23 protein-coding genes and 1 tRNA gene are annotated in these 26,834 nt (G+C 43.7%); 16 read left to right on the forward strand and 8 right to left on the reverse strand.

Going from position 1 to position 26,834, the window contains the following annotated elements:
• Positions 1–4 precede the first annotated feature (4 nt).
• Positions 5–640, forward strand: coding sequence for a DUF4230 domain-containing protein (locus HMPREF0645_RS05755; RefSeq protein WP_007173975.1), 636 nt, complete (start codon positions 5–7; stop codon positions 638–640).
• 20 nt (positions 641–660) lie between these two features.
• Here HMPREF0645_RS05755 and HMPREF0645_RS05760 read toward each other — a convergent pair whose 3' ends face one another.
• From HMPREF0645_RS05760 to HMPREF0645_RS05770, 3 genes are all read right to left on the reverse strand, one after another.
• Positions 661–1,683 carry a LacI family DNA-binding transcriptional regulator gene (locus HMPREF0645_RS05760; protein ID WP_007173976.1) on the reverse strand — a complete coding sequence of 341 codons (1,023 nt, stop codon included), beginning with the start codon at positions 1,681–1,683 and terminating at the stop codon, positions 661–663.
• Between the two features lie 121 nt (positions 1,684–1,804).
• Positions 1,805–2,146 carry a hypothetical protein gene (locus HMPREF0645_RS05765; protein WP_044123329.1) on the reverse strand — a complete coding sequence of 114 codons (342 nt, stop codon included), beginning with the start codon at positions 2,144–2,146 and terminating at the stop codon, positions 1,805–1,807.
• Positions 2,147–2,375: 229 nt separating this feature from the next.
• Positions 2,376–2,449, reverse strand: a tRNA-Thr gene (locus HMPREF0645_RS05770).
• A 246-nt stretch (positions 2,450–2,695) separates the two neighbouring features.
• On the opposite strand from HMPREF0645_RS05770, the gene HMPREF0645_RS05775 reads away from it, so the two are divergent.
• The 10 genes from HMPREF0645_RS05775 (at position 2,696) to HMPREF0645_RS05820 (ending at position 11,920) form a co-directional block, all read left to right on the forward strand.
• Positions 2,696–3,259, forward strand: coding sequence for a DUF4199 domain-containing protein (locus HMPREF0645_RS05775; RefSeq protein ID WP_007173978.1), 564 nt, complete (start codon positions 2,696–2,698; stop codon positions 3,257–3,259).
• 16 nt (positions 3,260–3,275) lie between these two features.
• Complete coding sequence (locus HMPREF0645_RS05780) at positions 3,276–4,229, forward strand: glycosyltransferase family 2 protein (protein ID WP_007173979.1); 954 nt, start codon at positions 3,276–3,278, stop codon at positions 4,227–4,229.
• Between the two features lie 2 nt (positions 4,230–4,231).
• Positions 4,232–4,717 (forward strand): DUF6452 family protein, encoded by a 486-nt coding sequence (locus HMPREF0645_RS05785; RefSeq protein ID WP_044123331.1) that lies wholly within the window; start codon positions 4,232–4,234, stop codon positions 4,715–4,717.
• The gene (locus tag HMPREF0645_RS05790; RefSeq protein ID WP_044123332.1) at positions 4,665–5,381 is read left to right on the forward strand and encodes a DUF6048 family protein; all 717 of its coding nucleotides are present in this window, start codon (positions 4,665–4,667) and stop codon (positions 5,379–5,381) included. Before HMPREF0645_RS05785 ends, HMPREF0645_RS05790 begins: the two co-directional genes overlap by 53 nt.
• Before the next feature lie 3 nt (positions 5,382–5,384).
• On the forward strand, positions 5,385–6,410 hold the full coding sequence (locus HMPREF0645_RS05795) for an FAD:protein FMN transferase (protein WP_007173982.1): 1,026 nt from the start codon (positions 5,385–5,387) through the stop codon (positions 6,408–6,410).
• A gap of 71 nt (positions 6,411–6,481) precedes the next feature.
• Positions 6,482–7,102 (forward strand): Crp/Fnr family transcriptional regulator, encoded by a 621-nt coding sequence (locus HMPREF0645_RS05800; RefSeq protein WP_245544006.1) that lies wholly within the window; start codon positions 6,482–6,484, stop codon positions 7,100–7,102.
• An 84-nt stretch (positions 7,103–7,186) separates the two neighbouring features.
• Positions 7,187–9,256 carry a M3 family metallopeptidase gene (locus HMPREF0645_RS05805; RefSeq protein ID WP_007173984.1) on the forward strand — a complete coding sequence of 690 codons (2,070 nt, stop codon included), beginning with the start codon at positions 7,187–7,189 and terminating at the stop codon, positions 9,254–9,256.
• Between the two features lie 14 nt (positions 9,257–9,270).
• On the forward strand, positions 9,271–9,741 hold the full coding sequence (locus HMPREF0645_RS05810) for a dCMP deaminase family protein (protein WP_007173985.1): 471 nt from the start codon (positions 9,271–9,273) through the stop codon (positions 9,739–9,741).
• Entirely contained in the window at positions 9,725–11,377 is a 1,653-nt protein-coding gene (locus tag HMPREF0645_RS05815; protein WP_007173986.1) for a S41 family peptidase, read from the forward strand. The genes HMPREF0645_RS05810 and HMPREF0645_RS05815 overlap by 17 nt, the downstream gene beginning before the upstream one ends.
• Before the next feature lie 12 nt (positions 11,378–11,389).
• Complete coding sequence (locus tag HMPREF0645_RS05820; RefSeq protein ID WP_007173987.1) at positions 11,390–11,920, forward strand: 5-formyltetrahydrofolate cyclo-ligase; 531 nt, start codon at positions 11,390–11,392, stop codon at positions 11,918–11,920.
• Between the two features lie 583 nt (positions 11,921–12,503).
• Here the strand turns inward: HMPREF0645_RS05820 and HMPREF0645_RS05825 are convergent.
• Positions 12,504–14,249 carry a phospho-sugar mutase gene (locus HMPREF0645_RS05825; RefSeq protein WP_007173988.1) on the reverse strand — a complete coding sequence of 582 codons (1,746 nt, stop codon included), beginning with the start codon at positions 14,247–14,249 and terminating at the stop codon, positions 12,504–12,506.
• Between the two features lie 156 nt (positions 14,250–14,405).
• Here HMPREF0645_RS05825 and HMPREF0645_RS05830 point away from each other — a divergent pair, with 156 nt between their 5' ends.
• Genes HMPREF0645_RS05830 through HMPREF0645_RS05850 form a run of 5 tightly spaced genes read left to right on the forward strand, consistent with a single transcriptional unit; the run spans position 14,406 to position 20,881 of the window.
• Positions 14,406–14,798: a DUF4491 family protein gene (locus HMPREF0645_RS05830; protein WP_044123333.1), complete on the forward strand. Its 393-nt coding sequence runs from the start codon at positions 14,406–14,408 to the stop codon at positions 14,796–14,798.
• Positions 14,758–15,228 (forward strand): 23S rRNA (pseudouridine(1915)-N(3))-methyltransferase RlmH, encoded by a 471-nt coding sequence (gene rlmH / locus HMPREF0645_RS05835; protein WP_007173990.1) that lies wholly within the window; start codon positions 14,758–14,760, stop codon positions 15,226–15,228. The genes HMPREF0645_RS05830 and rlmH overlap by 41 nt, the downstream gene beginning before the upstream one ends.
• A gap of 36 nt (positions 15,229–15,264) precedes the next feature.
• Positions 15,265–17,844, forward strand: coding sequence for a glycosyl hydrolase (locus HMPREF0645_RS05840; protein ID WP_007173991.1), 2,580 nt, complete (start codon positions 15,265–15,267; stop codon positions 17,842–17,844).
• 31 nt (positions 17,845–17,875) lie between these two features.
• Complete coding sequence (locus HMPREF0645_RS05845) at positions 17,876–20,263, forward strand: glycoside hydrolase family 2 TIM barrel-domain containing protein (RefSeq protein ID WP_007173992.1); 2,388 nt, start codon at positions 17,876–17,878, stop codon at positions 20,261–20,263.
• A gap of 60 nt (positions 20,264–20,323) precedes the next feature.
• Complete coding sequence (locus HMPREF0645_RS05850; RefSeq protein ID WP_007173993.1) at positions 20,324–20,881, forward strand: WG repeat-containing protein; 558 nt, start codon at positions 20,324–20,326, stop codon at positions 20,879–20,881.
• A gap of 122 nt (positions 20,882–21,003) precedes the next feature.
• Here the strand turns inward: HMPREF0645_RS05850 and HMPREF0645_RS05855 are convergent, their stop codons facing one another.
• The 4 genes from HMPREF0645_RS05855 to HMPREF0645_RS05870 form a co-directional block, all read right to left on the reverse strand.
• A complete protein-coding gene (locus HMPREF0645_RS05855; RefSeq protein ID WP_007173994.1) occupies positions 21,004–21,729 on the reverse strand; it encodes a YebC/PmpR family DNA-binding transcriptional regulator in 726 nt (241 codons plus the stop codon).
• Between the two features lie 36 nt (positions 21,730–21,765).
• Complete coding sequence (pheT, locus tag HMPREF0645_RS05860; protein WP_007173995.1) at positions 21,766–24,234, reverse strand: phenylalanine--tRNA ligase subunit beta; 2,469 nt, start codon at positions 24,232–24,234, stop codon at positions 21,766–21,768.
• A gap of 142 nt (positions 24,235–24,376) precedes the next feature.
• Positions 24,377–25,327, reverse strand: coding sequence for a D-2-hydroxyacid dehydrogenase (locus HMPREF0645_RS05865; RefSeq protein ID WP_007173996.1), 951 nt, complete (start codon positions 25,325–25,327; stop codon positions 24,377–24,379).
• 76 nt (positions 25,328–25,403) lie between these two features.
• On the reverse strand, positions 25,404–26,678 hold the full coding sequence (locus tag HMPREF0645_RS05870) for a replication-associated recombination protein A (RefSeq protein WP_007173997.1): 1,275 nt from the start codon (positions 26,676–26,678) through the stop codon (positions 25,404–25,406).
• Positions 26,679–26,834: the final 156 nt, after the last annotated feature.

The raw sequence follows: 26,834 nt of genomic DNA on the forward strand, positions 1-26,834 counted from the left end.
CTTTATGGGGAAACAGAATAAATTTAATCATTCCATTTTGGGGCAGTCTGTCAAAGCACTTGTTCTGAAACTCTTGATCATCGCTGCGCTCATTGCAGGAGTCCTGGCTTTCGCGATATGGGTCATCAAAGGCTGTGGAGTCAAGACAGAAAAGAGTGGCAAGATAGGCATCACGCCTGTTCAGATAACCAAGATAAAAAATATAGGTCAATGGGAGTTTCTTGCAATCAGCGACGAGGAACTCATAGACACCATACGGCATGGTTTTTTTGGTGATGATGAACTGGCGCGAATATACTACGGTACGCTCCGTCTTGGCATCGACCTGGGCGAAACCAAAGAAGGTTGGATAAAAATGGAGCAGGACACCGTAACGGTGCTGCTGCCCCCTGTCAAGTTGTTAGATCATAATTTTATTGACGAAGCCCGCACCAAGGCTTTTTTTGAGGAAGGCAAATGGAGCGAGGCAGATAAGGCTAAACTGACTGCAAAAGCTGCCCGGGTGATGAAAGCGCGATGCATGACACCAGCCAATATACGCAGTGCGGAGCAAAATGCGTCAGCGCAGTTTAGCAACCTGTTGCAGTCTATGGGCTTTAAATTTAGTAGAATTAGATTCGGGGAGCAGAATCAACCATAGGAATTACTTTCTTCTGAGTCTCATTGGTTCTTTACAATCTCGCTACTTTCCCGGAACTTCAGAATCATGGGAACAATCTTCTTGTAAATCTTTCTGTCGCCCTCTATCCGTCTGATTAGGAGTTCGCATGCGGTGAATCCCTGTTCATGGGCTTGATCCATGATGGCCGAGAGGCGTGGAGTTACAAACGCAGAGTTATCTCCATCCGTAAATCCTATAATGGCCACATCTTCGGGTATGCGCAGGTTCTGACTTTTGATGGCATCGAAAGCTGCATATGTCAGAATGTCGTTGAAGGCCAAAATAGCATCAGGCCGTTTTTGGGTTTGCAGCAGTGCTATGGTTGCTTGGCGGGCAACATCAAAGTCAATTTTTCCACACACCACTAAATCTCGGTCAATGACTATGCGGGCATCGCGCAAGGCTTGTAAATATCCATGTTTGCGACGCTTCACCATATCCAAATGGTTGGGACCTCCAATAAAAGCCACTCGCTTGGCCCCCATTTCCAACATGTGATTTGTAGCATTGTATGCAGCCTCGTCCCCGTTGGCCACTACCTGAGAAAACAGATCGGGCAAGCAGGTTCGCCCGAAGAAAACCAAAGGCATATCCAATTTGGCCATTTGCTCATAATGCGTATAGTCAGTGGTGTCTTGTGCCAGGCAGCTGATAATGCCATCCACATGCATCGAATAGAAGTTGTCGATAGCCTTTTCTTCCAATTTGTGACTTTCGTGGCTGTTCGCCGAAATCACCGAATAGCCGTTTCGCGTGGCACAATCCTCTATGCCGTCGAGCACCGATGCAAAGTAGTGAGTCACTAAGTTGGGCACAATGACGCCTATGATATGTGGCGCCTCCTTGCGCAGGCTCTGTGCAAAGGGGTTAGGTCTGTAGTTTCGTTTCTGAGCCAATACTCTAACCTTTTGTTGCATTTGCTTACTTACCTCATGACTACCATGAAGAGCACGCGAAACGGTAGCGATGCTCACACCAAGTTCCGCGGCTAAATCCTTAAGCGAAGTTCTGCGCTGTTTCACAAATTGCTAACATTATAGGTTAAACCTATTGGCAAATATAAGAAAAAGTATCGATTTGGGAAAGCATCGCGATGGTTAAAATTTTTCCGGGACCATTGTTGCCTTTGTTAAGATGAGAAGTTCAACGTCGTGCATCAGTGTCTCGAAGGATGCTTGGGACACAAGTCTTGGCATGCAGAATCTTTGTATTTTGTTTTACAAACACCTCTCCATACTTGGTAAATTCAAAAATAAAACTCCATTGGCCGGAAATATGCAAAAATAAGACGAATTTTATAGCTTTTTGAAAATCAGCCACTTCCCGATTTCTTTCTTGCGGCTCCTGTTTCGTCGGTTGCGTTTTCATATTGAATGGCAGTGCGATTAAGCTTTGACCGCGGCGCGATCGCGGCTTGATGATGTGGTCATGTGGCTCAAAACATTCTGCCAGAAGATAGTGATGGCATGACTTCGAATCTTTCAAGGTTCAGGGAAGTGAAAATTACAGCCGGAAACATGGCGCATTTTTCGCTGGATATAAAAAAATCAACCATCGAAAAACAGTAATTCTATTTTACATGTGGATTCCATGAGGTGAAGGTTGTGAAGGTTCGTTTAAGATGTCGGCTTGAGAAGTTTCCATAAAAAAAACAGACGGTTGCCTCACGGTTTGCGTCTGTTAGTATATCAATTTACCTATTGAAGTTTTTTCGAGCCTCTTGTCGGATTCGAACCAACGACCCCGAGATTACAAATCACGTGCTCTGGCCAACTGAGCTAAAGAGGCAGGTGGGCAAGCTATTCTTATCGCGTCGCTACAACCAAGTACCCTTGCTATGTTCCCATCCTGGGGGATTCCGAGGGAGCTGACCGTAAGAGACTTGCCCATGTTTACACCATTTGGCATGGTGATTTTGCAGGTGCAAAGGTAATGCTTTATAAGTGAAAATAGAAATGTAAACTGGGAAACTTGCTGCTCTTTAACATATTTTTTGAAAAGTAGAAGGATATGCTCCGCCATATTAAAATTTAAATGCGTAACTTTGCACACACTATGATAAATGTAGTTGCACTTGTACAAGTCAAGGCTTTTGCCCGTCAGGAAGGGCTGTTTCTTGCCCTGCTATGGATTGCTAGCTTTCTGCTAATGATCTATATGCCAATGTCGTCTTGGGGTAGTCTGATGGCTTTGTCCACACCTTTTTTCGTTGGCTGGCGCCTGTCCAGTTTTCGAAACGATGCTCTTCAAGGCACTATCTCTTTCAAGCGGGGTTTGGCTTTTTCGTGCTACACTTTTTTCTATGCATCCCTGATTTTTGCGGTAGCCCAATTCATCTACTTCCGGTATTTTGATCATGGAGCCATGCTGTCTATGCTTAGCACCAACGTAACAACACTACAGCAGGCCTACAAGACCAGCGGAATAGACGATACGGAGGCATTGAAATATATGAAAGACGGGATGGAGATGATAGGCATGATGTCACCTATACAGATTGTCTTTGTCTTTATGATGCAAAACTTATTTATCGGTTCACTTCTAAGTTTGCCTATTGCATTTTTTTGCAAGAAAAAAACGCAACAATTATCAAATTAGAAATATCATTCATGCTATGGATATATCAGTTGTTATCCCTCTTTTCAATGAGGCTGAATCTTTGCCCGAACTCCATGCTTGGATCAAGCGAGTGATGCAAGAAAACCGCTTCTCATACGAAATCATTTTTATTAATGATGGCTCCACCGACCATTCATGGAGTGTTATTGAAGAACTTTCCGGGAAGGACGAGCATGTGAAGGGTATTAAATTCCGCCGTAACTATGGCAAAAGCCCTGCGCTCTATTGTGGTTTTAAGGAGGCTCAGGGCAATGTTGTCATCACCATGGATGCTGATTTGCAGGATTCGCCAGATGAAATTCCTGAACTTTACCGCATGGTGATGGAAGATGGCTATGATTTAGTATCGGGGTATAAGCAAAAACGATACGATCCACTGACGAAGACAATCCCAACCAAGCTTTTCAATGCCACTGCCCGCAGGTTTTCAGGCATTGACAATCTGCATGACTTCAATTGTGGACTGAAGGCATACAAAAATGCTGTGGTCAAGAATATTGAGGTCTATGGAGAGATGCACCGGTATATCCCCTATCTTGCCAAAAATGCAGGATTCAGTAAAATTGGAGAAAAGGTGGTTAAACACCAAGCTCGGAAATACGGGAGCACCAAGTTTGGAATCAATCGGTTCTTCAATGGCTATCTCGATTTGCTCACGCTTTGGTTTCTCACGAATTTTGGGAAAAAGCCCATGCATGTTTTTGGCTTTATCGGTAGCTTGATCTTCTTTATAGGCTTTGTGGCACTTTGCTGGCTGGGAGTTGACAAATTAATCGACCTGTGCCACGGGACCTACGGCGACTTGCTGGCCAACCATGCCTCGTTTTACATCGCGCTGACAGCATTGATTGTAGGCTCCCAATTTTTCCTGGCTGGTTTTATTGGCGACCTCATGAGTCGTCAGAATCCCAACCGAAACGATTATCAGATAGAGAAGACAATAGGTTGAGTATGAAACGGAAATGCAACTACAGCTGGCTACATGCCTGCATGTTGTTCACGATAGCGATTATAGTATCATGTTCGAGTGTAGACTGTCCGCTCAACAATACTGTATATACCAATTATAAACTGATGGGTAAAGTTACAACACTACCCGACACGCTTACCATATCTACTACAAAACAAAATGGATTTGATTCCATTTTGATTAACAAACAAGTGAATACGGATAGTTTTTTCTTACCAGTAAGCTATGGGCAAGATGTCGATGTGCTTTATTTTCAAACCAACTCACTTACAGACACGGTGTGGGTGGAGAAAACAAACCATCCACACTTTGAGTCGGTGGACTGTGGACTTAATTATTTTCACACCATCACGGGAATACGATACACGCGCAATGCTATCGACTCCATTGTCATCAACCATAAAGAAGTAACTTATGATATCTCGCAAAAGCATTTCCATATTTATTTTAAGGAGTATCGTCTTTAGCGTGTTGTTTTTGGGCGTACTGCCCAATGCATCCGCCCAAAAATCTCATAAGGAACTTCAAGAGAAACTGCGCTTGAAACACATAGACGACTCCATTCCTTTCTTTCGTGGCTTCCAAGTCAAGGCAGACATGGTGGGACTGGTTCAAAGCCTGGTGTCAGACTATGGACAATACGAGGCGGGATTGCGCATTAACTTCAAGGACAAATACTTTCCCGTGTTGGAGTTGGGACTCGGCAAAGCCGACCACGATAATTTTATCACCCAAATCTCATACAAAACCTCTGCCCCTTATGGCAAGATCGGAGCCGACTTCAATATCATGAAAAACAAGCACGATATTTATCGTGTGTATGTAGGCTTTCGCTATGCCTATACTTCATTCAAGGTTGACATAGACCATCCGGATATAACCGATCCGGTTTTTGGTGGAACCTCTCCTTTCTCCGGCCATGGCATAACGGCCAATTGTCATTGGGCAGAGCTGCTGGCCAGTATTGATGCCAAGATATTTGGCCCGTTGCATTTAGGTTGGAGTGCCAGATACAAACGGCGCCTGAAACACGACAGTGGCGAAATGGGGAATGTGTGGTATGTTCCCGGATTTGGTAAACAGGGTGATACACGTCTGACAGGGACTTTTGATGTTATCTTAGAATTTTAAAGCATGAGAGCAAAAAATAGAACAATTCGTATATGGCAGATAGCCTTCCTCCTCCTTCTTGTTATCGGGACGGTACTTATTATCAGACAGCAGCGCAACCTGCCCTACCAACACAACGAGGGTTTTGTTTTTGGGACAGTGTATCATGTGACCTACCAGCATAACAAGGACTTGCAAGAAAACATTGAAGCTGAGATGAAGAAGGTAGATGACGCATTGTCTACTTTCAACAAAAACTCTATCCTGTCGAATGTCAATCAAAATGAGCCGGTAGAGTTGAACGATATGTTCAAAGATGTCTTTAATATGGCTGAACAGATTTCTAAGGAAACCGATGGGGCTTTTGATATTACTGTTGCCCCCATGGTCAACGCATGGGGATTTGGATTTAAAAAAGGTACACCTCCTACCAAACATGTTGTTGACTCTCTCAAATCACTGGTGGGCTACCAAAAAGTAAGGCTCGAGTCCGGCCGTATCGTCAAGCAAGACTCACGTATTATGCTCGACTGCTCGGCTATAGCTAAAGGTTACGGTGTAGATGTTGTGGCAAATTACCTGAAGAAAGAAGGAATTGAAAACTTTATTGTCGAAATTGGTGGAGAGGTTGTTTCAAGTGGCATCAGTGAAAAAAGACTGCCATGGAAGATAGGAGTAACGAAACCTGTAGATGATTCTATCAGACAAGATCAGGAGTTGCAAACCATACTGAATGTTACCAATAAAGCCATGGCAACAAGCGGTAACTATAGGAATTTCTATTACAAAAATGGTAAGAAGTATGCCCACACTATAGATCCTAAAACCGGTTATCCGGTACAACATGGCATTCTGTCTGCAACAGTACTCGCAGATCAGTGTGCAGTAGCAGATGCTTACGCAACTTCGTTCATGGTTATGGGACTCGACAAAACCAAGGAGATATTAAAAAAACATCCTGAACTAATGGTTTATATTATATATGCTGATAGCCGGGGTAACAACAAGATATGGTACTCCCCATCTATGAAAGATAAAATCGAGGAGTGAGCTTATAGAGATATAACATGGAGGATTTCGGGCTTTATAGAAAACTCATTACTCTCCCACTCTTTGTGGGAATGGGCAAAGATGAATTGGAGCGAATCATAGCACGGATAAAGTTTGATTTTCTAAAGGTCATGAGTGGGGAAAACATTGTTTCCGAAGGAGAAAAAAGCGGACAGTTGATGCTTCTGGTAGATGGTGAAGTTGAAGTACAAACCTATGCTCATGATAACGGATATGTGGTATGTGAATACCTGAATGCTCCATACACTTTGCAACCGGAGCGAACTTTCGGCCTGACACAGCGTTATAGCAGCACGATCAAGGCTCTGACCACCTGCAGTCTTGTCTGTATTAACAAAAACGAGATATTAAGACTGACCAGCGACTCGTTAATCTTCAGATTAAACTTGCTCAATACGATATCCACCGCACTACAAAAGAGGTTACGGCAAGACTGGAAGGGATTTCCTCAAAATTTAAACCAGCGCATAGTCAGGTTTTTTATATCCCATTGCACGTATCCGGCAGGAAGAAAAGTATTTAAGATAAAAATGGCACGTTTGGCACGTGAGCTAAACGACAGTCGGTTGCATGTGTCACAGGTGTTGAACGCCATGGCTGACGATGGATTGGTAATACTTAGTAGGGGCAAAATAGAAATACCATCTGTTGAACAACTGCTGGAAGCTTGATAAGTTAAATATTACTTTTTAATAATGTGTCTATAATCTTTTTATTATCTTTGCAATACTTTATAGAGAAGATTTTAGCATGTTATGAATATTTCTGAAACAAGAAAAAATCCTTTTATGGAGCCTTATGCAACGCTTCATAATACTGTCCCATTTGGAAAAATTAGATTTGAAGACTATGAAGAGGCCTTCATGGAAGGAATCCGTCGGGATAATGAGGAGATAGATAAAATTATAAATAATCCTGACGAGCCTACTTTTGAAAACACGATCGTTGTTGATGATCAGAGCCACGGGCCACACTATTATGACCTACTCGACAGGGTGTCCACGGTGTTTTCATGTATGATGAGTGCTGACACCAATGACAAGATGGAGGCTTTGGCACAAAAGCTTAATCCTGTTTTGACACAGCATGCAAACGATGTGATTTTCAATGAAAAACTTTTCCAACGCATCAAACATGTGTATGAGAACCATAGGGAGCTCACGGCAGAAGAAAGTATGTTGCTCAACAAGCAGTATGATGCTTTTGTAAGAAGCGGTGCGGAACTTGACAATGAGGGAAAAGAAAAACTGCGAAAACTTACCGAAGAAGCAAGCATGCTCACCCTACAATTTTCTCAGAACTTATTGAAGGAGAACAAGGCTTATACGCTTCATATCACAGACAAGGCGAAGCTTGAAGGATTGCCTGACACTGCGATTGATGCCGCAGCACTTGCTGCGAGTGAGAGAAACGTAACCGGGTGGGTGTTTACACTCGACTACCCCAGCTATTCCCCATTTATGTCGTATTCGACCCAGCGTGACCTGCGTGAGCAAATGTACATGGCACGAAACACCGAATGTACTCACGACAACGATGAAAATAACCTCAAGATATGCCAACGCCTTGTCAACCTACGCCGGGAAATTGCCCAATTGTTAGGCTATGATACATACGCCGACTATGTGATGAAGCATCGTATGGCAGGAAGTGCAGAGCATGTTTACAAACTATTGAATGACTTGATAGATGCTTACAAACCAACAGCAATACGGGAGGTGAAGGCTATTGAGGCAAAGGCCAAGCAGATGGAGGGAGAAGATTTTGAGCTTAAACCCTGGGATTTCTCCTTTTATGCCCACAAACTTCAGATGGAAAAATATAATCTCGATGCTGAGATGCTACGCCCATACTTTCAGCTTGACAAGGTTATTGGTGGGGTTTTTGGCTTGGCCAATAAGCTCTATGGAATCACGTTCAAGGAGAATAAGGATATTCCGGTATATCATCCCGATGTGAAAGCATACGAAGTATTTGATGAAGATGGAAGCTATCTTGCGGTGTTCTATGCTGATTTCTATCCTCGAGATGGTAAGCAGGGTGGCGCATGGATGACGGAATTTCAAGGACAATATATTAATCGCAAAGGAGAAAACATTCGCCCCCACGTAAGTGTGGTAATGAATTTCACAAAGCCTACTGCATCGAAGCCTGCACTGCTTACCCTGGGTGAGGTAGAAACCTTCCTGCATGAATTTGGACATGCGCTTCATGGCATATTCGCAAACACGCGCTTCGAAAGTCTTTCTGGAACAAATGTATGGTGGGACTTTGTGGAGATGCCATCTCAGTTCATGGAAAACTATTCTACAGAAAAAGAATTTCTGCGTACGTTTGCCTTTCATTACCAAACCGGTGAACCTATTCCTGACGACCTTATTGAGAGAATATTGAAGAGCCGGAACTTCAATGTGGCCTATGCATGTTTACGTCAGGTTAGTTTTGGACTGTTGGACATGGCTTATTATACTCAGAAAAAAGAATTTACTGAGGATATTATTCCATTTGAAAAGCGGGCCTGGCAGGAGGCCATGATCATTGACCAACTGCCCGATACTTGTATGACAGCACAGTTCTCGCATATCATGGCAGGAGGATATGCTGCCGGATATTATAGTTATAAGTGGGCAGAGGTGCTCGATGCAGATGCTTTCAGCCTATTCAAGAAAAATGGAATATTCGATAAGGAAACTGCAGCAAAACTGAGGGAGAATGTATTGTCCAAGGGAGGAACAGAAAATCCGATGGTACTGTATAAACGTTTCCGAGGACAAGAACCATCAATTGATGCGCTACTGATACGCAACGGGATCAAGAAGAGTTGACAGAGACTATAATCATGGATAAAGAAATGAGACAAGAGAAAGCTTTGCGACTGGATGGCAGATATCTGCGTATGGCTCGGATATGGGCAGAGAACTCATATTGTAAACGGCGCCAGGTAGGAGCATTGGTTGTTAAGAACAAGATGATTATTAGCGATGGATACAACGGAACGCCAAGCGGCTTTGAGAATGTGTGCGAGGATGACAACGATCTCACCAAACCATACGTATTGCATGCAGAAGCCAATGCCATTACCAAGTTAGCACGTTCTCATAACAACAGTGAGGGGGCGACGCTTTATGTTACGGCTTCCCCTTGCATAGAATGTGCCAAGCTGATTATCCAGGCAGGAATTAAACGCGTGGTTTATGGTGAGAAGTATCGTCTTGATGATGGCATCTGCCTTCTCCGTCGTGCGGGTATCGAGGTGGTTTTATTAGACACAGACCGTATAAACAACAAAATAGATGAAGAACGAGAATAAGAATAGGTTTATGCCTTTGCTCATGGCTCTCTGTGTAGTCATAGGAGTAATTATTGGCTCTTTTTATGCCAATCACTTTTCCGGTAATAGGCTAACCATTATCAACAATGGCAGCAATCGTTTGAACAATCTCCTCCGTATCATTGATGATCAATATGTTGATAAAGTGAACGTGGACTCATTGGTAGAAAATGCCATACCCGAGATTCTTGCAGAGCTTGACCCGCATTCTGTTTATATTAATGCCAAGGATGTTCAAGCCGCAACTGACGATCTTAAAGGTTCGTTCTCGGGAGTTGGTATAGAATTTACAATTCGTGAAGATACGATACGTGTGCAAAACGTCATTAGGAATGGTCCTGCCGAAAAAGCTGGGATTATAGCTGGTGATAAAATCATTGCGGTAGACGGAAAGAAGTTTGTGGGTAAGGAGGTTACCAACGAAGAAGCCATGCGCCGGTTAAAGGGCCCCAAGGGATCTAAAGTTAAAATCGGTGTGAAAAGGTACGGTCGAACAAGCCCTGTAAATTTTGAAATCACCCGTGGTGAAATACCGACAAAGACAGTAACAGCATCATATATGCTTGATGACGAGACGGGATATATTAAGGTAAAGAGCTTCGGAGAGAAGACATATCCAGAACTCCTTATAGCCTTGGCCAACTTGCAGCAGCAGGGATTTAGTAATTTGGTGATTGACTTGCGCGACAATACAGGTGGATATCTGCAAAGTGCCGTACAGATGGCCTACGAATTCCTGCCTGCCAAGAAACTTGTCGTTTATACAGAGGGACGTAAGTCTCCTCGTCAGGATTATCATTCTGACGGCCATGGAGCCTATCAGAAGATGCCTCTTGTGGTGCTAATTAATGAAGGTTCGGCTTCGGCTGCAGAGATATTTGCCGGTGCCATGCAAGACAATGACCGCGCTACCATTATTGGACGGCGATCGTTTGGCAAGGGCTTGGTGCAACAACAGATACCCTTCCCCGACGGAAGCATGATCAGACTTACCGTTGCAAGGTATTACACTCCCTCTGGACGATGCATTCAGAAACCTTATACCGACGGGGAAGATGCAAGCTATGCAACAGACTTGTTAAGCAGATACCAACATGGAGAGTTTTTCTATCAGGACAGCATTCCCCACACAGGCCCTGCCTATCATACAGCAAATGGTCGCGAGGTTTATGGTGGTGGTGGTGTAACGCCTGATATATTTGTTCCGGAAGATACCAGTAACGTAACCTCATATTACAAGCGGGCAGCCATGACTGGACTGATCCTACAGTTTGCCTTTAGCTATACTGACAATAACCGGCAGAAAATGAAAGACTTCCGAGAGCTCCTTCAATTGGAAAAATACTTGAAGAAACAAAGATTAGTCGATCAGTTTGCAAGTTATGCCGATAAAAATGGCCTGAGACGCCGTAATTTAATGATAAGGAAAAGCTATGCACTGCTCAATAAATATATCAATGCGCGCATTATTTATAACATGTTGGATGAGCAGGCTCTCACCCAATATCTCAACCAGGATGATCCCGTCATTGCATCAGCCATGGACGTGTTCAAAAGAAATGCTTCCTTTCCCAAAGCACCTGAAAAGCCGATGAGCACAAAGAAGAAAAAATAGAAAGCCAACGCCATGAACAAGTCTGAACTCAGACAAATGATACGTAATTACAAGCGACAATATTCAAGCGACGAACTTGAAATGTTGTCGCTTGAAATTATCAGCCGGCTAATGCACCATCCCAAAGTGCTCGAAGCCCATAACATCCTGTTATATTACTCTCTACCAGACGAAGTGAATACTCACTCGTTAATTGACAATCTTTATAAGGAAGGAAAACAAATTCTTTTGCCAAAAGTAATAGAGAATGGTGAAATGGAGCTCAGAATATACCAGGGAAAAGAAAGTTTGCATGAAGGCTCTTTTCATATCATGGAACCGTCAGGTCCTCTGTTCCACAATTACAAAGCCATAGATCTTGCACTCGTTCCGGGAATGTGCTTTGATAAAGATGGAAATCGATTGGGAAGAGGTAAGGGCTACTACGACAAATTCTTTGCTCGTTCACCCCGTATATACAAAGTAGGTGTGTGCTTTGATTTCCAAAAAGTCGATCATGTGCCTTTTGAAGAAACAGACATCCCTATGGATGAAATTTTATAATCCTTGTTTTATATTACTTTTTTAGACTATATTTGAGAAGTACAACAGAAAGCATGTACAACGCATATATGATTAATTATATTGACAAAATGCCTTCTAATCTTCGCTTATTAGAAAATAAGTTTGCTGTCGCTCGAAATACGTAAAATATGCCGAGTTTTGTAAACTCCTGATAGTCAGTGTTTTTAAAAAACGGCCCTTCCCCTTCTATTTTTCCACCTGCGATTGAATATCGAATGGCATGACGTGTAAACCTCAACCGCTGTGCGGTTGAGGCTCTTCCATGCAGCCACTAAGGCTAAACCGTGCTGTGAGAAGGCATCTTTCGCAGCAACCTTACGCTTTTTGGTCATGCTCGGCTCGGTTATGCCGAAAAAAGATGGCGCTTTTCTCTCTAAATGACTAAAAAACAATGATCGAAAAACAGTAATTATATTTTACTGTTTTAGAGGAGAAATATAGTCAAGTCCATACCATCACAACCTCGAGCCATGGATACCTTCCCATGATGATGGTAAGGTACCCATGGCCTTGGTCGATTGCTGAGCAGTTACAAAGATGGTGCTCTTTTTGTTAATTGGTCTTACAAACCAAGATCCTTGGTAATGCGTTTAATACGCTCCATGCCTTGGGCTTCAAGTTTCTCATATTGAGAAGCATCTGTCATCGGAGCCTTCACCTCAATGTAGAACTTGATTTTGGGTTCAGTTCCCGACGGGCGAACACTTACCTTTGTTCCGTCTTCGCAGAACCATTGGAGCACATTGCTTGTTGCCGGCATCTCAAGTTTGGTTTCCTTACCGTTAGCATCCTTGGCCACAAGTGTTTTGTAGTCTTTCGAAAGAATAATTTTTGAACCATCAAATTCCTGAGGAGGATTGTTGCGGAAATTGACCATCATCTGTTGGATTTCCTCTGCCCCACTCTTGCCCGGGCGCTCTACATTGACAGTATATTCTTTTGAGAAACCATATTCAATGTAAATGTCCATCAAGATATCATAAAGTGTCTTGCCTTTATCTTTGGCATACGCACAGATTTCTGCTAATAAGGAACATGCGGAAACTGCATCTTTATCGCGTACAAAATCCTGAGCCATGAAGCCATAGCTCTCTTCGCCACCGCCTATATATTTCTTTTCCCCTTCAGATTTGCGGATTTCATTGGCTATCCATTTAAAACCGGTGAAGCAATCACGCATCTCCAGCTCATGCTTGTCGGCAATCTTTCGAATCACCTCTGTGGTAACTATGGTTTTCACGATAAAATCTGTAGGCTTCAGTTTGCCCTTGGCTTTTCGATTTGTGATGATATACCACAAGAACAGCAAGCATGTCTGGTTGCCGTTGATCAGCACCCATTCGCCCTTGTCGTTCTTACATGCCATACCCACACGGTCGGCATCTGGGTCACTGGCCATCAATATGTCAGCATCGAGAGCCTTTGCATCACGCAAGCCCAAGGTCAATGCCTCGGCAAATTCAGGATTCGGGCGGTCCACTGTTGGGAAGTTTCCGTCCTTTATCATCTGCTCAGGCACACAATGCACATTGTCAAATCCCCAATATGCCAACGAGCGTGGAATCATCACACGTCCGGCACCGTGCAGAGGAGTATAGACTATTTTAAGGTCGTGCTGACGCTTGATCACCTCCGGATCAATGGAGATTGACCGAATGTCGCGGAGATAGGGTTCGTCTATATCCTCACCAATAATCTGAATCAGCTTCTTGTTTGCCTCAAACTTCACATCGTCAATAGTTACCTTGTTCACCTCATTGATAATGCCTTCGTCGTGAGGGGCAAGCACCTGGGCTCCGTCCTCCCAATAAGCCTTGTATCCATTGTATTCACGGGGATTGTGGCTGGCTGTAATATTAACACCTGCCTGAGCTTTGAGGTGACGGATGGCATACGAACATTCCGGGGTCGGGCGCATTTCATCAAACAGATACACCTTGATGCCATTTGCTGAGAAAATATTAGCGACGGTCTCGGCAAACAGTCGGCTGTTGTTTCGGCAATCATGACATACAACAGCAGAGATCTGTTCCATGTCCTTAAAATTCTTTTTCAAATAGTTGGCAAAGCCTTGAGTAGCCATTCCCACTACGTAAATATTCATGCGGTTGGTTCCTGCTCCCATGATACCTCGCAGACCACCTGTACCAAACTCAAGGTTTCGATAGAAACTTTCGATAAGTTCTGTCTTGTCTTCATTGTCCATCATGGCACGAACCTGAGCGCGTGTCGTTTCGTCGAATGAAGGAGATAACCACAATTTTGCTTTTGCTTCACATTGAGCAATAAGTTCTGAATTATTTTCCATAATAAGTTGGTATATTATTAATTTATAATGTTCTAAAAGCAAAGATAATAACTATTTTCTGAAAACAGCTCGAGAATACGTAGTTTTTTAGTAAATTTGCATGATAAGTCATGGCCAATATTTTATCGGCATTTTTAATTTTAAACAAAAAAACAAATGTATTTCACTGGACTAATTATTGCGGTATCTACTTTTTTGATTATTGGACTCTTTCATCCGGTGGTTGTCAAGACGGAATACTACTTTGGCACACGTCCATGGTGGTTATTTCTCATTGCAGGAATGATCTGTATTATTTGTTCTTTGCTTATAGAGGATCATATCTTGTCGTCTGTCATCGGAGTCGTAGGTGCAAGTTTTTTATGGTCTATTGGTGAAATTTTCTCCCAGAAAAAGCGCGTGGAAAAAGGATGGTTCCCCATGAATCCCAAACGTAAGAATCAATATTCGACTGTTAAACAAGATAATCAATCCCTTACCAACCCTAACGATAAATCAAAATATTGCAATGAAAGCAGTACTCATATTGATCGGGAAAACTCAAAATAAACATTTCATTGCTGGCATAGATGACTATGTGAAACGAATCAAACATTACCAACCCTTCGAAATAAAGGTTATTCCCGAGCTTAAAAACACCAAGAATCTACCGGAAGATGTTCAGAAAGAAAAGGAAGGCGAACTTCTACTCAAGCTTATCCAACCCTCTGACACGTTAGTGCTTTTGGATGAGAAAGGAGTCGAGTTCCGAAGTGTGGAGTTTGCTTCATGGCTTCAGAACCGTCAAAACACATCACGCAAACTGGTCATATCCATTGGCGGCCCTTATGGTTTTTCGAAGGATGTGTACCGAAGAGCCGACGAAAAAATATCTTTGTCACGCATGACATTCAGTCACCAAATGGTAAGACTCATTTTTGTCGAACAGTTCTACAGAGCTTGCACCATTATTAAAGGTGACCCCTACCACCATGAGTAAAAAACAAACTAAAACAAAAACCAACTACACGTAAACATGAGAAAAGAATTATTATTGACATTGGCATTGTTGACAGCTGGAACTTCCCAGACTTTGTATGCCCAACAATGGCCTGTCGTAAGACGTGAAGCCAAACCTGGACTACGCTGGTGGTGGCTTGGATCTGCAGTAGATAAACAAAACTTGCAGTGGAGTCTTAAACAATATGCTGAACATGGAGCCGGTGCAATCGAGATCACTCCTATTTATGGTGTGCAAGGAAACGAAAAAAATAATATTGAATATCTCTCAGACCGATGGATGGAAATGCTGCGCTATGTGCAGGCAGAAGCCAAACTAAATAATTTGGAGGTAGGAATGGCTACAGGAACGGGCTGGCCTTTTGGAGGACCGTGGGTGCCACTAAAAGAAAGTTGCTCGTTCATGGTTATTGAGAATGACACTGTAACCAAGAAGGAATACAGGAAATTACTCAAAACCCCGGGTGTGGACAAAGATAATAAAACATGCTTTGTCAATCGCTTTTATTTCCCTTTAAATAAGAAAACTTGGCGTGTCATCACACTTTGGCAACGCTATGGTGCCATGAAAGTGAAACGAGCTGCTCCTGGTGGTTCTGGATGGGTGATCGATCATTTTAATAAAACGGCGGTAGCAAACTATCTGAAACACATTGAGGCTGCTTTCGAGAGAACCAACACTCCCTACCCCCACACATTCTTCAACGACAGCTATGAAGTTAGTAATGCCGACTATACCCCACAACTGTTTCCTGAGTTCAAAAAGAGACGCGGCTATTCTCTGGAAGAAAATTTTGACAAGTTGGTAGACGGGGATGAAAAGGTGGTTGCCGATTACCGCGAAACACTGGGAGATCTGCTTTTGGAGAATTTTACGCAAACGTGGACAGCATGGGCACACAGTCATGGTGCCATTACTCGTAATCAAGCTCATGGCTCACCGGCTAATCTCATCGACTGTTATTCTGCTGTGGATATTCCAGAGATAGAAGGATTCGGACTTACCGATTTCAAAATCAAGGGACTACGTCAGGACGTGGGAATGACACGGAAGAATGATTCTGACTTTTCCATGTACAAATGGGCATCATCTGCTGCACACATCAACAACAAGCCCTATACTTCGAGTGAAACATTTACATGGCTCACCGAACATTTCCGTACTTCGCTTTCACAAATGAAGCCGGACATGGACTTGATGTTCTGTGGAGGAGTCAATCACATGTTCTTCCATGGTACGTCCTATTCACCCAAAGACGACGTGTGGCCGGGATGGAAATTCTATGCATCGGTCGATATGAGTCCCACAAATTCAATTTGGCGTGATGCCCCATTCCTGATGAAGTATATCACGCGTTGCCAAAGCTTTTTGCAATGGGGCAAACCAGACAACGACTTTCTGGTGTTCCTCCCCGTGCGGGATGTCTGGCACAAGCAGTCGAAGGGTAAACGGCTCATGCAGTTTGCCATTCACACCATGGGACGCCTTGCTCCGGAATTTGTTGATGCGATTGACAAGATAGATCATGCCGGATACGATTGCGACTATATCAGCGAGAAATACCTGCTTTCCACGAATATGGTCAACGGCATGTTGCAGACAGCTGCCGGTACCCGCTACAAGGCTCTTGTCATTCCAAACAACAATAATATTCTTACCGAAGCCGTCCGGAAACATATTGAAGACCTGAAACAGCATGGAGCACAAGTTATCATAGGAACCCGAGCTGCAGACTTGTCAAAATCTGCCAAAGCCGAGGAAATGAAATCGCGCCTCGGGTTGAAACTGATTCGACGATCCAACGGCAAGGGATTTCACTACTTCATAGCTAACCTCGCCGATAAAGATATAGCAGATGATGTTAAACTTGCGGTGCCCTTCAAGGATGCTATGTGGTTTGACCCCATGAACGGACGTCGCTACCGTGCACAGACGGCTAATGGCAAAGTGCGCATCGAACTTCGTTCGGGGGAAAGCATGATACTCCAGACATTTACCAATAGTGATGAACCTCTGTTTGATAAGAACGTTGATGCAACCAAACATAGCGACACACTCGACTTTCGCAAGAACACTCCATACGACGGATCGATTCGATTGCTGAAGGGAAACTGGAAGCTTAGTTTCACCGAAACTTCGCCTGCCTGCGACCAAAGTTTTCACCTTGATACGTTACAGACGTGGGAAAATCTGAACGAAACCACCAAGTCATTGATGGGAACAGGTGTCTACGAATGTAACATCAAATTGACCAAACAAGAGTTGCAACAATGCAACGACTGGGCTATCGATCTTGGCGACGTTCGCGAAAGTGCGCGTGTGTATATCAACAACACCTTTGTGGGTTGTGCTTGGGCAGTGCCCTACGTGTTGCAATTCTCTGATGTTTTCAAGCCAGGCATTAATACCATTCGCATCGAAGTTACCAATCTTCCGGCCAATCGTATCAGTCAGCTCGATCGTGAGGGTTACAAATGGCGTAAAATGGAGGAAATCAACGTAGTTAACATTCACTATGAGAAACAAAGTTATGCTGACTGGAAGCCCGTACCTTCGGGTTTGAACTCACGCATTATCTTATATAAGGTGAAATAATCTTATCCATCATCTAAATTTAAAACCCACTATGAAGTATTTATATATATTCCTGTTTCTTATTCTGATGCCGTTTCAAGTTTCTGCACAGCGCACTGTGGAAGACTTCAACTACGGCTGGAAATTTCACTTGGGGAAAGCAGATCCCCAAAATCTTGACACAAGCAATTGGCGAACCATTGACGTTCCTCACGACTTCCAGATAGAGCAACCCTGGGTAGCCCCCTCTGCCGACGAGAAAGCCAGCAACAGCGATGGTGCAGCCAATTTCAAGAGTCGCCTCTCTGCACGTGCTTTCAAAGAGATGGGCGAAGGCTGGTATGTCAAAACCTTTACTCCCGGCACTAATCTTGAAAACAAGCGGACCATCCTTGATTTCGAAGGAATCATGTATGTCGGCGATGTCTATCTCAATGGAGTGCGTGTTGGCGGCACCGACTATGGCTATGTTGGATTTGAGATAGACCTTACAGGAAAACTTAAATACGGTCAGCCCAATACGATAGCCGTTAGAGCGTCTACTGGTAATCCCAAAGACTCGCGATGGTACACGGGAGGAGGCTTGTTCAGGGATGTGCACCTCATCACTACCCATCCACAGATGTACTTCGCGCGTCACCCCCTGTTTGTTACCACCAAGGATAATCGTGATGTCAATGTGCAAATAGAGGTAGCTAATTATACGCGTAACAACGAGGTAAATCTCCAACTTGACATTCGCGATGCCAAAGGAACAACAATTTACTCCAAGAGGCAGGCTGTCCCGTTTAATCGTCGTTCTAGAACCAACGAACTGAAATGGGAGACCATCAGGATAGACAATGCTCATCTGTGGAGCGTCGAAGATCCTCATCTCTATACGGCAAGTGTTACCCTATACGACAGCAATAATGAGAAAGTTATCGACCGCACCTCCACCCGATTCGGTGTGCGGACATTCGAAATAGGTCCGGAGTTTGGTCTCAAACTCAACGGCAAGAAGGTGTTGCTCAAGGGAATTGCTAACCACCACACATTGGGTGCACTGGGTGCAGCGGCTTATCCACGTGCCATAGAAAAACGTCTGGAATTGCTTAAGGAATTTGGGTTCAACCATATTCGTAGCAGTCACAATCCCTATTCTGAAAGCTTTCTTCAACTTTGCGACTCGCTTGGCTTTATTGTTGTGGATGAACTCTACGACAAATGGTTGCAGCAATACACAGGTGGGCGCACACCTTGGATGCAGCAATGGCCATACCAGTTGCCCGAATGGGTTAAACGAGACAGAAATCATGCCTGTATTGCCATGTGGAGTCTTGGGAATGAACTTCAAACATACGCTAACCTACCCTTTAACGACTGGGGAGCCACACCATATCGCATGCTGAAAACCGTATTGCAACGATATGATGACACCCGCAAGATAACAGTAGCCATGCATCCCCGTGGTCGCAATCACCAGACTGATTCATTGCCGTGCGACCTCGCCATGATTACAGATGTGCAGGCTTACAATTACAGATATATGTATTTTCCGGGAGACCGGCAGAAGTTTCCTTGGATGACATTCTACCAGAGCGAGGCCAATCTCTCGATGATGGGTCCAAACTTTTTCAGTATGGATCTTGATAAGGTCATTGGACTGGCCTATTGGGGTATGATTGATTATCTTGGCGAGAGCATGGGATGGCCGCGCAAGGGATGGACAGATGGGGTTTTTGATGTTTCGTTACAACCTAAACCTACGGCCTATTTGTTGCGCTCTATGTTCAAACCTGATGAGCCGGTTTGCCATATTGGTATTATTGACTCAAAAGCGGACATCACAGAGTGGAATGGTATCATCTTTTCAAACGATGGCATGAGTGACCATTGGAATAGGCGTCCGGGACAAAAGCTGTCACTCAAAGTGTTCACCAATGCTGACAGAGTAGAACTTGTGGTTAACGGAAAGAAAGTGGCTGAGCAAAACAATACCACGGATCCGAAGGGCAGAAATCAACTCCGATTCAACAACATTGAATATCAGCCAGGATATATTGAAGCCATGGCTTATAAGAATGGTAAGCGTGTGACCAGTCACCGCATAGAAACCACCGGTGCAACAAGGAAATTGTTGCTTACAGCCGATGCTCGGACATGGCATGCCGATGGTCAGGATCTACAACATGTCAGGATAACAGCCGTGGATCGCAACGGGCGACGAGTGCCCTCAGAACAAGGTAAACTTAGCTTCGAAGTAGAGGGTGATGCGCGCATTGTAGCTGTGGATAATGGCAACATGTTGTCTGATGAACTTCATGTAGCCAGTGAGCGAAGCCTTTACAATGGCTCTGCGTGGGTGATATTGCGTGCAGGCAAAACTTCAGGGAAAGTGATGCTGAAAGTTACTGACGGCAAAGGCAAGACCACTAAGCTGAACTTAACAACAAAATAGGCAGGAAGAGTATCACTATTGTCGGAATTGAATTAATATTATTTACTTTAATTTGAAAATATGGAACAGAAGAATCAAGAAGAACTCCGCAGAGAGATGGAAGAAGAGATAGCAGCCAATGAGGCAGCTGACAAGCAATCTCGTCGTCGTCTTATACGCAATCTCATCATTGCAGCTGCTATCCTTGTTATGGTTTTTGGAGGCTATCTGGCACTCCGACCTAACGAAGAGCCTGAGGTCTATTACAAAAATGGGAATATAGACTATGTAAGACAGGCTGACAAGCTACGTCGCACCACTAATTTCAAGAGTGTGCAGGAGTTTCGTGGTGGCTATGCCATAGTGAGCGATGGAAAGAAATATGGAGTGGTCGATGTGAAGGGTTCTATTATATGCCCCGTAAAATATGATGCCATTGAATCCAACTACAGCGAGCATTATCCTGATATGTGTCAAGTTCGCCTTAACGACAAGTTGGGACTTGTTGACAAGAATGGCAAGGAGGCGGTTAAACCTATCTATGATGACATGGGACCTCTCAGCAATTCTATGATTCAAGTAACACAAGGGGAAGAGCAATTCTATATCAATATGGAAGGTAAACGTCTGCAAGAATAATACGTCTCCCTATCAAATCCCTACCAAACATAAAAAAGGCTTCCCATACAGATAAATTCTAATGGGAAGCCTTTTTCCTCCAACTCAACAAAGTTGAGCGGCATTATGATGCGGTTTGTGATTTATTCAGGTTTCATATTGGTGTAAACATTCTGAACATCATCAAACTCTTCAAGTTTTTCAACCATTTTGTCAATCGTTTCACGTTCTTCCGGTGTAACGTCTTTCAAGTCGTTGGGAATGCGAGTAAACTCTGCACTTGTTATTTCAAACCCATTGTCTTCAAGGTATTTCTGTATGTCGCCGAAGCTTGTGGGTGCTCCGTATATAGTGATTTCACCTTCTTCTTCATCAATATCATACTCATCGTCAACTTCGTAGTCTATGAGATCAAGAATAAGGCTGTCCATTTCCAAGTCCTCTTTTTGCTTAAATGTAAATACACATTTATGGTCGAAAAGGAAACTCAACGAACCTTGCGTTCCAAGGTTACCGCTGAATTTATTGAATACCGAACGCACATCCCCAACTGTACGCGTGGTATTGTCGGTCAGGGTGTCAACAAAAACGGCTATTCCATGAGGACCATAACCTTCGTAGGGCACTTCTTTATATTCGCTATTGTCCTTGCCCTGAGCATTTTTAATGGCACGTTCGATATTGTCTTTAGGCATGTTCTCGCGCTTGCATGTAGCAATTATAGCACGTAGCGTAGGGTTGTTTTCCGGTTCCGGTCCACCTGCTTTAACTGCTATGGCAATCTGTTTGCCTAATTTGGTGAATGTGCGAGCCATATGACCCCATCTTTTCAATTTCGCAGCTTTGCGATATTCGAATGCTCTTCCCATTGGAGTTTATTCTTTAAATGTAATATTATTAGTTTATTATCTAAGTTCTGCACCTAATTTAGAAGTCAAGTTCTTTATGAGCTTCTTCATGATTGAGTCAATCTTATTGTCAGTCAAGGTTTGTGCGTCATCTTCAAGAGTAAAGTTTACTGCATAACTCTTTTTGCCCTCAGGAAGATTCTTTCCTTGATACACATCGAACAATTTAACTTGTTTGAGTAGTTTTTTCTCTGTCTGATGTGCAATTTCTTCAATTTGGGCAAACTCTATATTTTCATCAACCAACAATGCGAGATCACGACTAACAGAAGGATACTTGTTGAGCTCTGTGAATTCAACTTTGTTTTTCTTAATCGCCTTCATTAATCCTGCCCAATTGAACTCGGCATAGAATACATCATTGTCAATGTCGAATTTGTGTAGAACGCACCTGCTTAGTTTTCCAAACTCTACAAGAACTTGACCATTACGGCTGTTCTGTGTGAGTCCGTAGGCAAAAATATTGTTCTTTGTTTTTGTAGTAACCAGCATTGATTTGGAAATGCCTAAGCGCATAAAAACATTTTCTACGTAAGCCTTAAGCTCATAGAAAGAACTCTCCTCGTCTCCATGCACCCAAGAATTTTCCACTCTCTTTCCCGTTATCCATATGCCAAGATGATGTTCCTGAGAATAAGCTTTAACAGGAGATTGGTCGTTTTCTTTTTCCGCGCTATACTTATATACGTTGCCTAACTCGAAGAATTTGAGATTATTACGTTTCCTGTTTATGTTACGTGCTAAGGATTCCAGACCTCCATATAATAGAGTCTGCCGCATAACACCCAAGTCGGCACTCAGAGGATTCATCAATTTGACGGTGTTGTCCCATGGATAGGACGAAACAGAGTCGCTATTATAGTATGAAGATTTGGTCAGGGAATTGTTAATAATTTCATTAAAGCCACACCCAACCAATTGTTCACTGACGATATTTTCGAGTTGGTGTTCTTTATCCTGGTCGCCGGCTACTGTCAATGACGACTTCAATATTGTTGGAATTTCAATATTGTTATAACCGTAGATACGAAGGATTTCTTCCACAACATCGCATGGACGTTGGACATCCACACGGTAGGCCGGTACCAACAGTTGAAGTCCGTCATGGTCTTCATGCTCAATTTTTATGCCCAAACTCTGAACAATATTCTTAATGGTATCGTTTCCTATTTGCTTGCCTATCAGCCTGTCGCAATATTCGAACTGAAGATTTACTTTAAAATCTTCAAGAGGTTCGGGATAAATATCCTTGATTTGCATGGAAACCTGACCTCCTGATAACTTTTTACACAAAATAGCAGCCTGTTTCAGGGCGTATATTTGTCCGTTAGGATCTATTCCACGTTCAAATCTGAAACTGGAATCTGTACTTAATCCGTGGCGGCGTGCACTCTTTCGGATCCACGTTGGATGGAAATAAGCACTTTCCAAAACCACGTTTTTGGTGGATTCGTATGTGCCGGAACCCTGTCCCCCGAAAATGCCAGCTATACACATGGGTGCCTCAGCGTTGCAAATGCTTAAATCATGCTCTCCAAGTTCGTGCTCTACCCCATCCAGGGTTACAAACTTAGTCCCCTCCGGTTGGGTTCTAACTATGATTTTATGACCGGTCACCATATCTGCGTCAAAACAGTGCATCGGCTGACCGTATGCCATCATAATATAATTGGTGATGTCTACAATGTTATTGATTGGACGAAGACCGATGGTGGTCAGCTTATCTTTTAACCATTGCGGGCTTTCTTTCACTTCACAGTTTGTGATGCTCAAGCAAGCATATCGTTTGCAAGCCTGGGTGTTTTCTATCTCGACATCAATGTTCAACTCTTCATTATCTACGGCGAATTCTGAGCAGTCCGGGCGATGCAGCGAAGTCTTGTATCCCCGTTGAAGCAGCCAAGCATACATGTCGCGAGCCACTCCGTAGTGGCTTAATGCGTCTGCTCGATTGGCCGTAATGTCGATATCTATCAACCAGTCGCTCTCCAAGTGATAATAGTCAGCGGCAGGTGTGCCGACGATTGCATCTTCCGGAAGAACGATAATTCCATCATGATTGGTTCCGATGCCTATTTCATCTTCGGCACAAATCATACCCAAGCTGTCCACACCACGCAAGCGTGTTTTCTTGATCGTAAACTTGTTGTCGCCATCATAAAGAACGCACCCCAGGTCGGCAACAATAACCTTTTGTCCGGCAGCAACATTGGGAGCCCCACAAACGATTTGCTGAGGTTCTTCTTTTCCCAAATCAACTGTTGTTATATGGAGGTGATCACTGTTAGGGTGTTCTTCGCAAGTCAGCACCTTACCTACATAAAGGCCTTTCAAGCCTCCCTTGATGGCCTGAATCTCTTCCAAACTACTTACTTCGAGTCCTGTGGAAGTTAATGCTTCGGCCGTTTCCTGAGGGGTAAGGGAGAAGTCTACGTATTCCTTAAGCCATTGATATGAAATCTTCATTATAAAAGAGTTTTACCTTCGTCAAAATTTGGAAGCAAAATTACTAAAAAATAATGACGTGTCAAAATACCCGTCAGTTTTTCTTGCGCCCACGCTCATCCGTGCGACAACTGTGCGTATCAAAGTTGAAAATGAAACGTATTTACACTTTGTTTTGCGGGCTTCCCTCCAAGAAGGCCTTTACATTGTCTGCCGCAATATTGATTAATCTTGTGCGCGCCTCCTTGGAAGCCCATGCAATATGGGGTGTGAAGTAAGCATGGGTTTGTTTGAGTAACGGATTGTCTTTTGAAGGTGGTTCCAGAGCCATCACATCAGCCCCGTATCCCTTGAGATGCCCGCTGTCCAACGCCTTGGCAACCGCTTTCTCATCGACCAGTTGTCCTCTGCCGGTATTAATCAAAATTGAGCCCGGTTTCATGAGTTCCAGCCTTTCTGCATTGATCAGTTTGTCTGTGTCCTTGGTCAGTGGACAATGCAAAGACAGGACATCAGCTATGCTCAACAAGCCATTGAGCGTTGTCTTCTGAATGCCGGATGGCAACAAGGCCGACTCCTTGGAAGTCACGGCGAAAACATCCATGCCAAACTGTCGTGCAATAGTAGCCACGCGCATCCCAATATTCCCCAAGCCGACAATGCCTATTATTTTTCCGGAAAGTTCGGTCAATGGTGTATCCCAATAACAGAAGTCTGCGTTCTTGCTCCATCGTCCACTGCGTACTTGGTCGGCATAGTGCCCCACTTGGTTTGTGATGTTCAAGATGTGCGCAAAAGTCATTTGCACCACGCTATCGGTACTGTAGGCGGGTATGTTGGAAACAACAATCCCCTTTTGCCTTGCATAGTCCACATCAATGATGTTGTACCCGGTCGCCAACACGCCTATATATTTCAACTTTGGAAGTTTGTCGATGACTTCCGCGGTGATCTTGACTTTATTTGAAAGAATGATGTCGGCATCTTGTGCACACTCCACCACCTTTGTTGTAGAGGTGCGTGGATATACTGTCAATTCTCCAAGAGCTTCTAAACGCTCCCATGAAAGATCGCCCGGGTTGGCCGAGTAACCATCTAATACTACTATTTTCATCTCTTTTTTTTCTTGGTTTTACGTTGGTGTTGTCATACATTGAGGCTACTTGAGACCGACATTGTATGTTGATTAATTAATCTTTATACCTTTCGTTCCAACATTGCATCATCCTTTGGTGTATTTTTTCTTCTGCAGGAGAGTGTTGGGCATGCCAAAATCTTCTATTTGTTATATGGTCGGGAAGGTACTGTTGTTTAACAAAGTTTTCTGGGAAGTCATGTGGATATTGATACCCATCACTGTATCCTAAGCTTTTCATTAGTTTTGTTGGGGCATTACGGATATGCAGCGGAACAGGGAGGTTGCCGCTTTGCCTAACCTCTCGAAGTGCAGCGTCAATAGCCAGATAGGCCGAGTTGCTTTTGGGACTTGTTGCCAAATATACTGCTGCTTCGGCCAAGGGGATTCGACCTTCAGGCCATCCAATTTTCATAACCGCGTCGAAAGCTGCATTGGCCAACAGCAGGGCATTGGGATTGGCCAATCCAATATCCTCTGCCGCACTGATGATTAGCCGACGGGCAATAAACTGTGGATCTTCTCCGCCTTCTATCATTCTGGCCATCCAGTATAATGCAGCATCAGGGTCCGAGCCCCTTATGCTTTTGATGAATGCAGAGATAATATCATAGTGCATTTCACCGTCTTTGTCGTAGGCCAGCGGGTTGGATTGTACGAGTCCTTCCACCAGCTTGTCAGTAATTGTAATTTGAGATGAGGCAGTGGAATTAACAGCCAGTTCCAGGATGTTTAGTAATTTTCGGGCATCTCCCCCGCTATACCTCATGATTGCCCCAACTTCCTGTAGGACAATATCTTTCTTTTTTAGCTCGCTGTCTTCATGAATGGCTCGTTCCAGTATTTTCATCAGATCTTCTTTTTCCAATGATTTCAGCACATACAGCTGACAGCGGGACAACAGGGGGCGTATCACTTCGAAAGATGGATTCTCGGTTGTGGCTCCGATTAGCGTAACAACTCCTCTCTCGACAGCACCCAACAGGGAGTCTTGCTGCGATTTGGAGAAGCGGTGTATTTCATCAATAAACAATATTGGGGATCCGGAATTGAAAAACCGACCTTGCTTAGCTCGTTCAATAACCTCACGAACATCCTTGACACCACTTGTCACGGCACTTAATGTGAAGAAGGGAACCTTGAGCATCCCTGCAATGATTTGAGCCAATGTGGTTTTCCCCACTCCCGGAGGCCCCCAGAGTATGAAAGAAGATATCCGACCAGATTCTACCATCTTACGCAAGACGGCATCTTTCCCTACGACATGTTCCTGGCCAATATAGTCATCCAATGTTTGAGGGCGTAATCTTTCTGCTAAAGGTTTACTCATCTATGCAAAAGTAATAAAATAATGAGAAACGGCAACATTACCTCTGTTAAAGATGTAGAAAGATGTTGTGGAAGTTCTTATCATGAGTTTGTTGATTATTCGACATCGATCCAAGTTTTTAAATCCTGGTGAAAAAAGTATGGCTTTCTCTGCGCT

This window comes from Hallella bergensis DSM 17361 (assembly GCF_000160535.1).
GTDB classification, from domain to species: domain Bacteria; phylum Bacteroidota; class Bacteroidia; order Bacteroidales; family Bacteroidaceae; genus Prevotella; species Prevotella bergensis.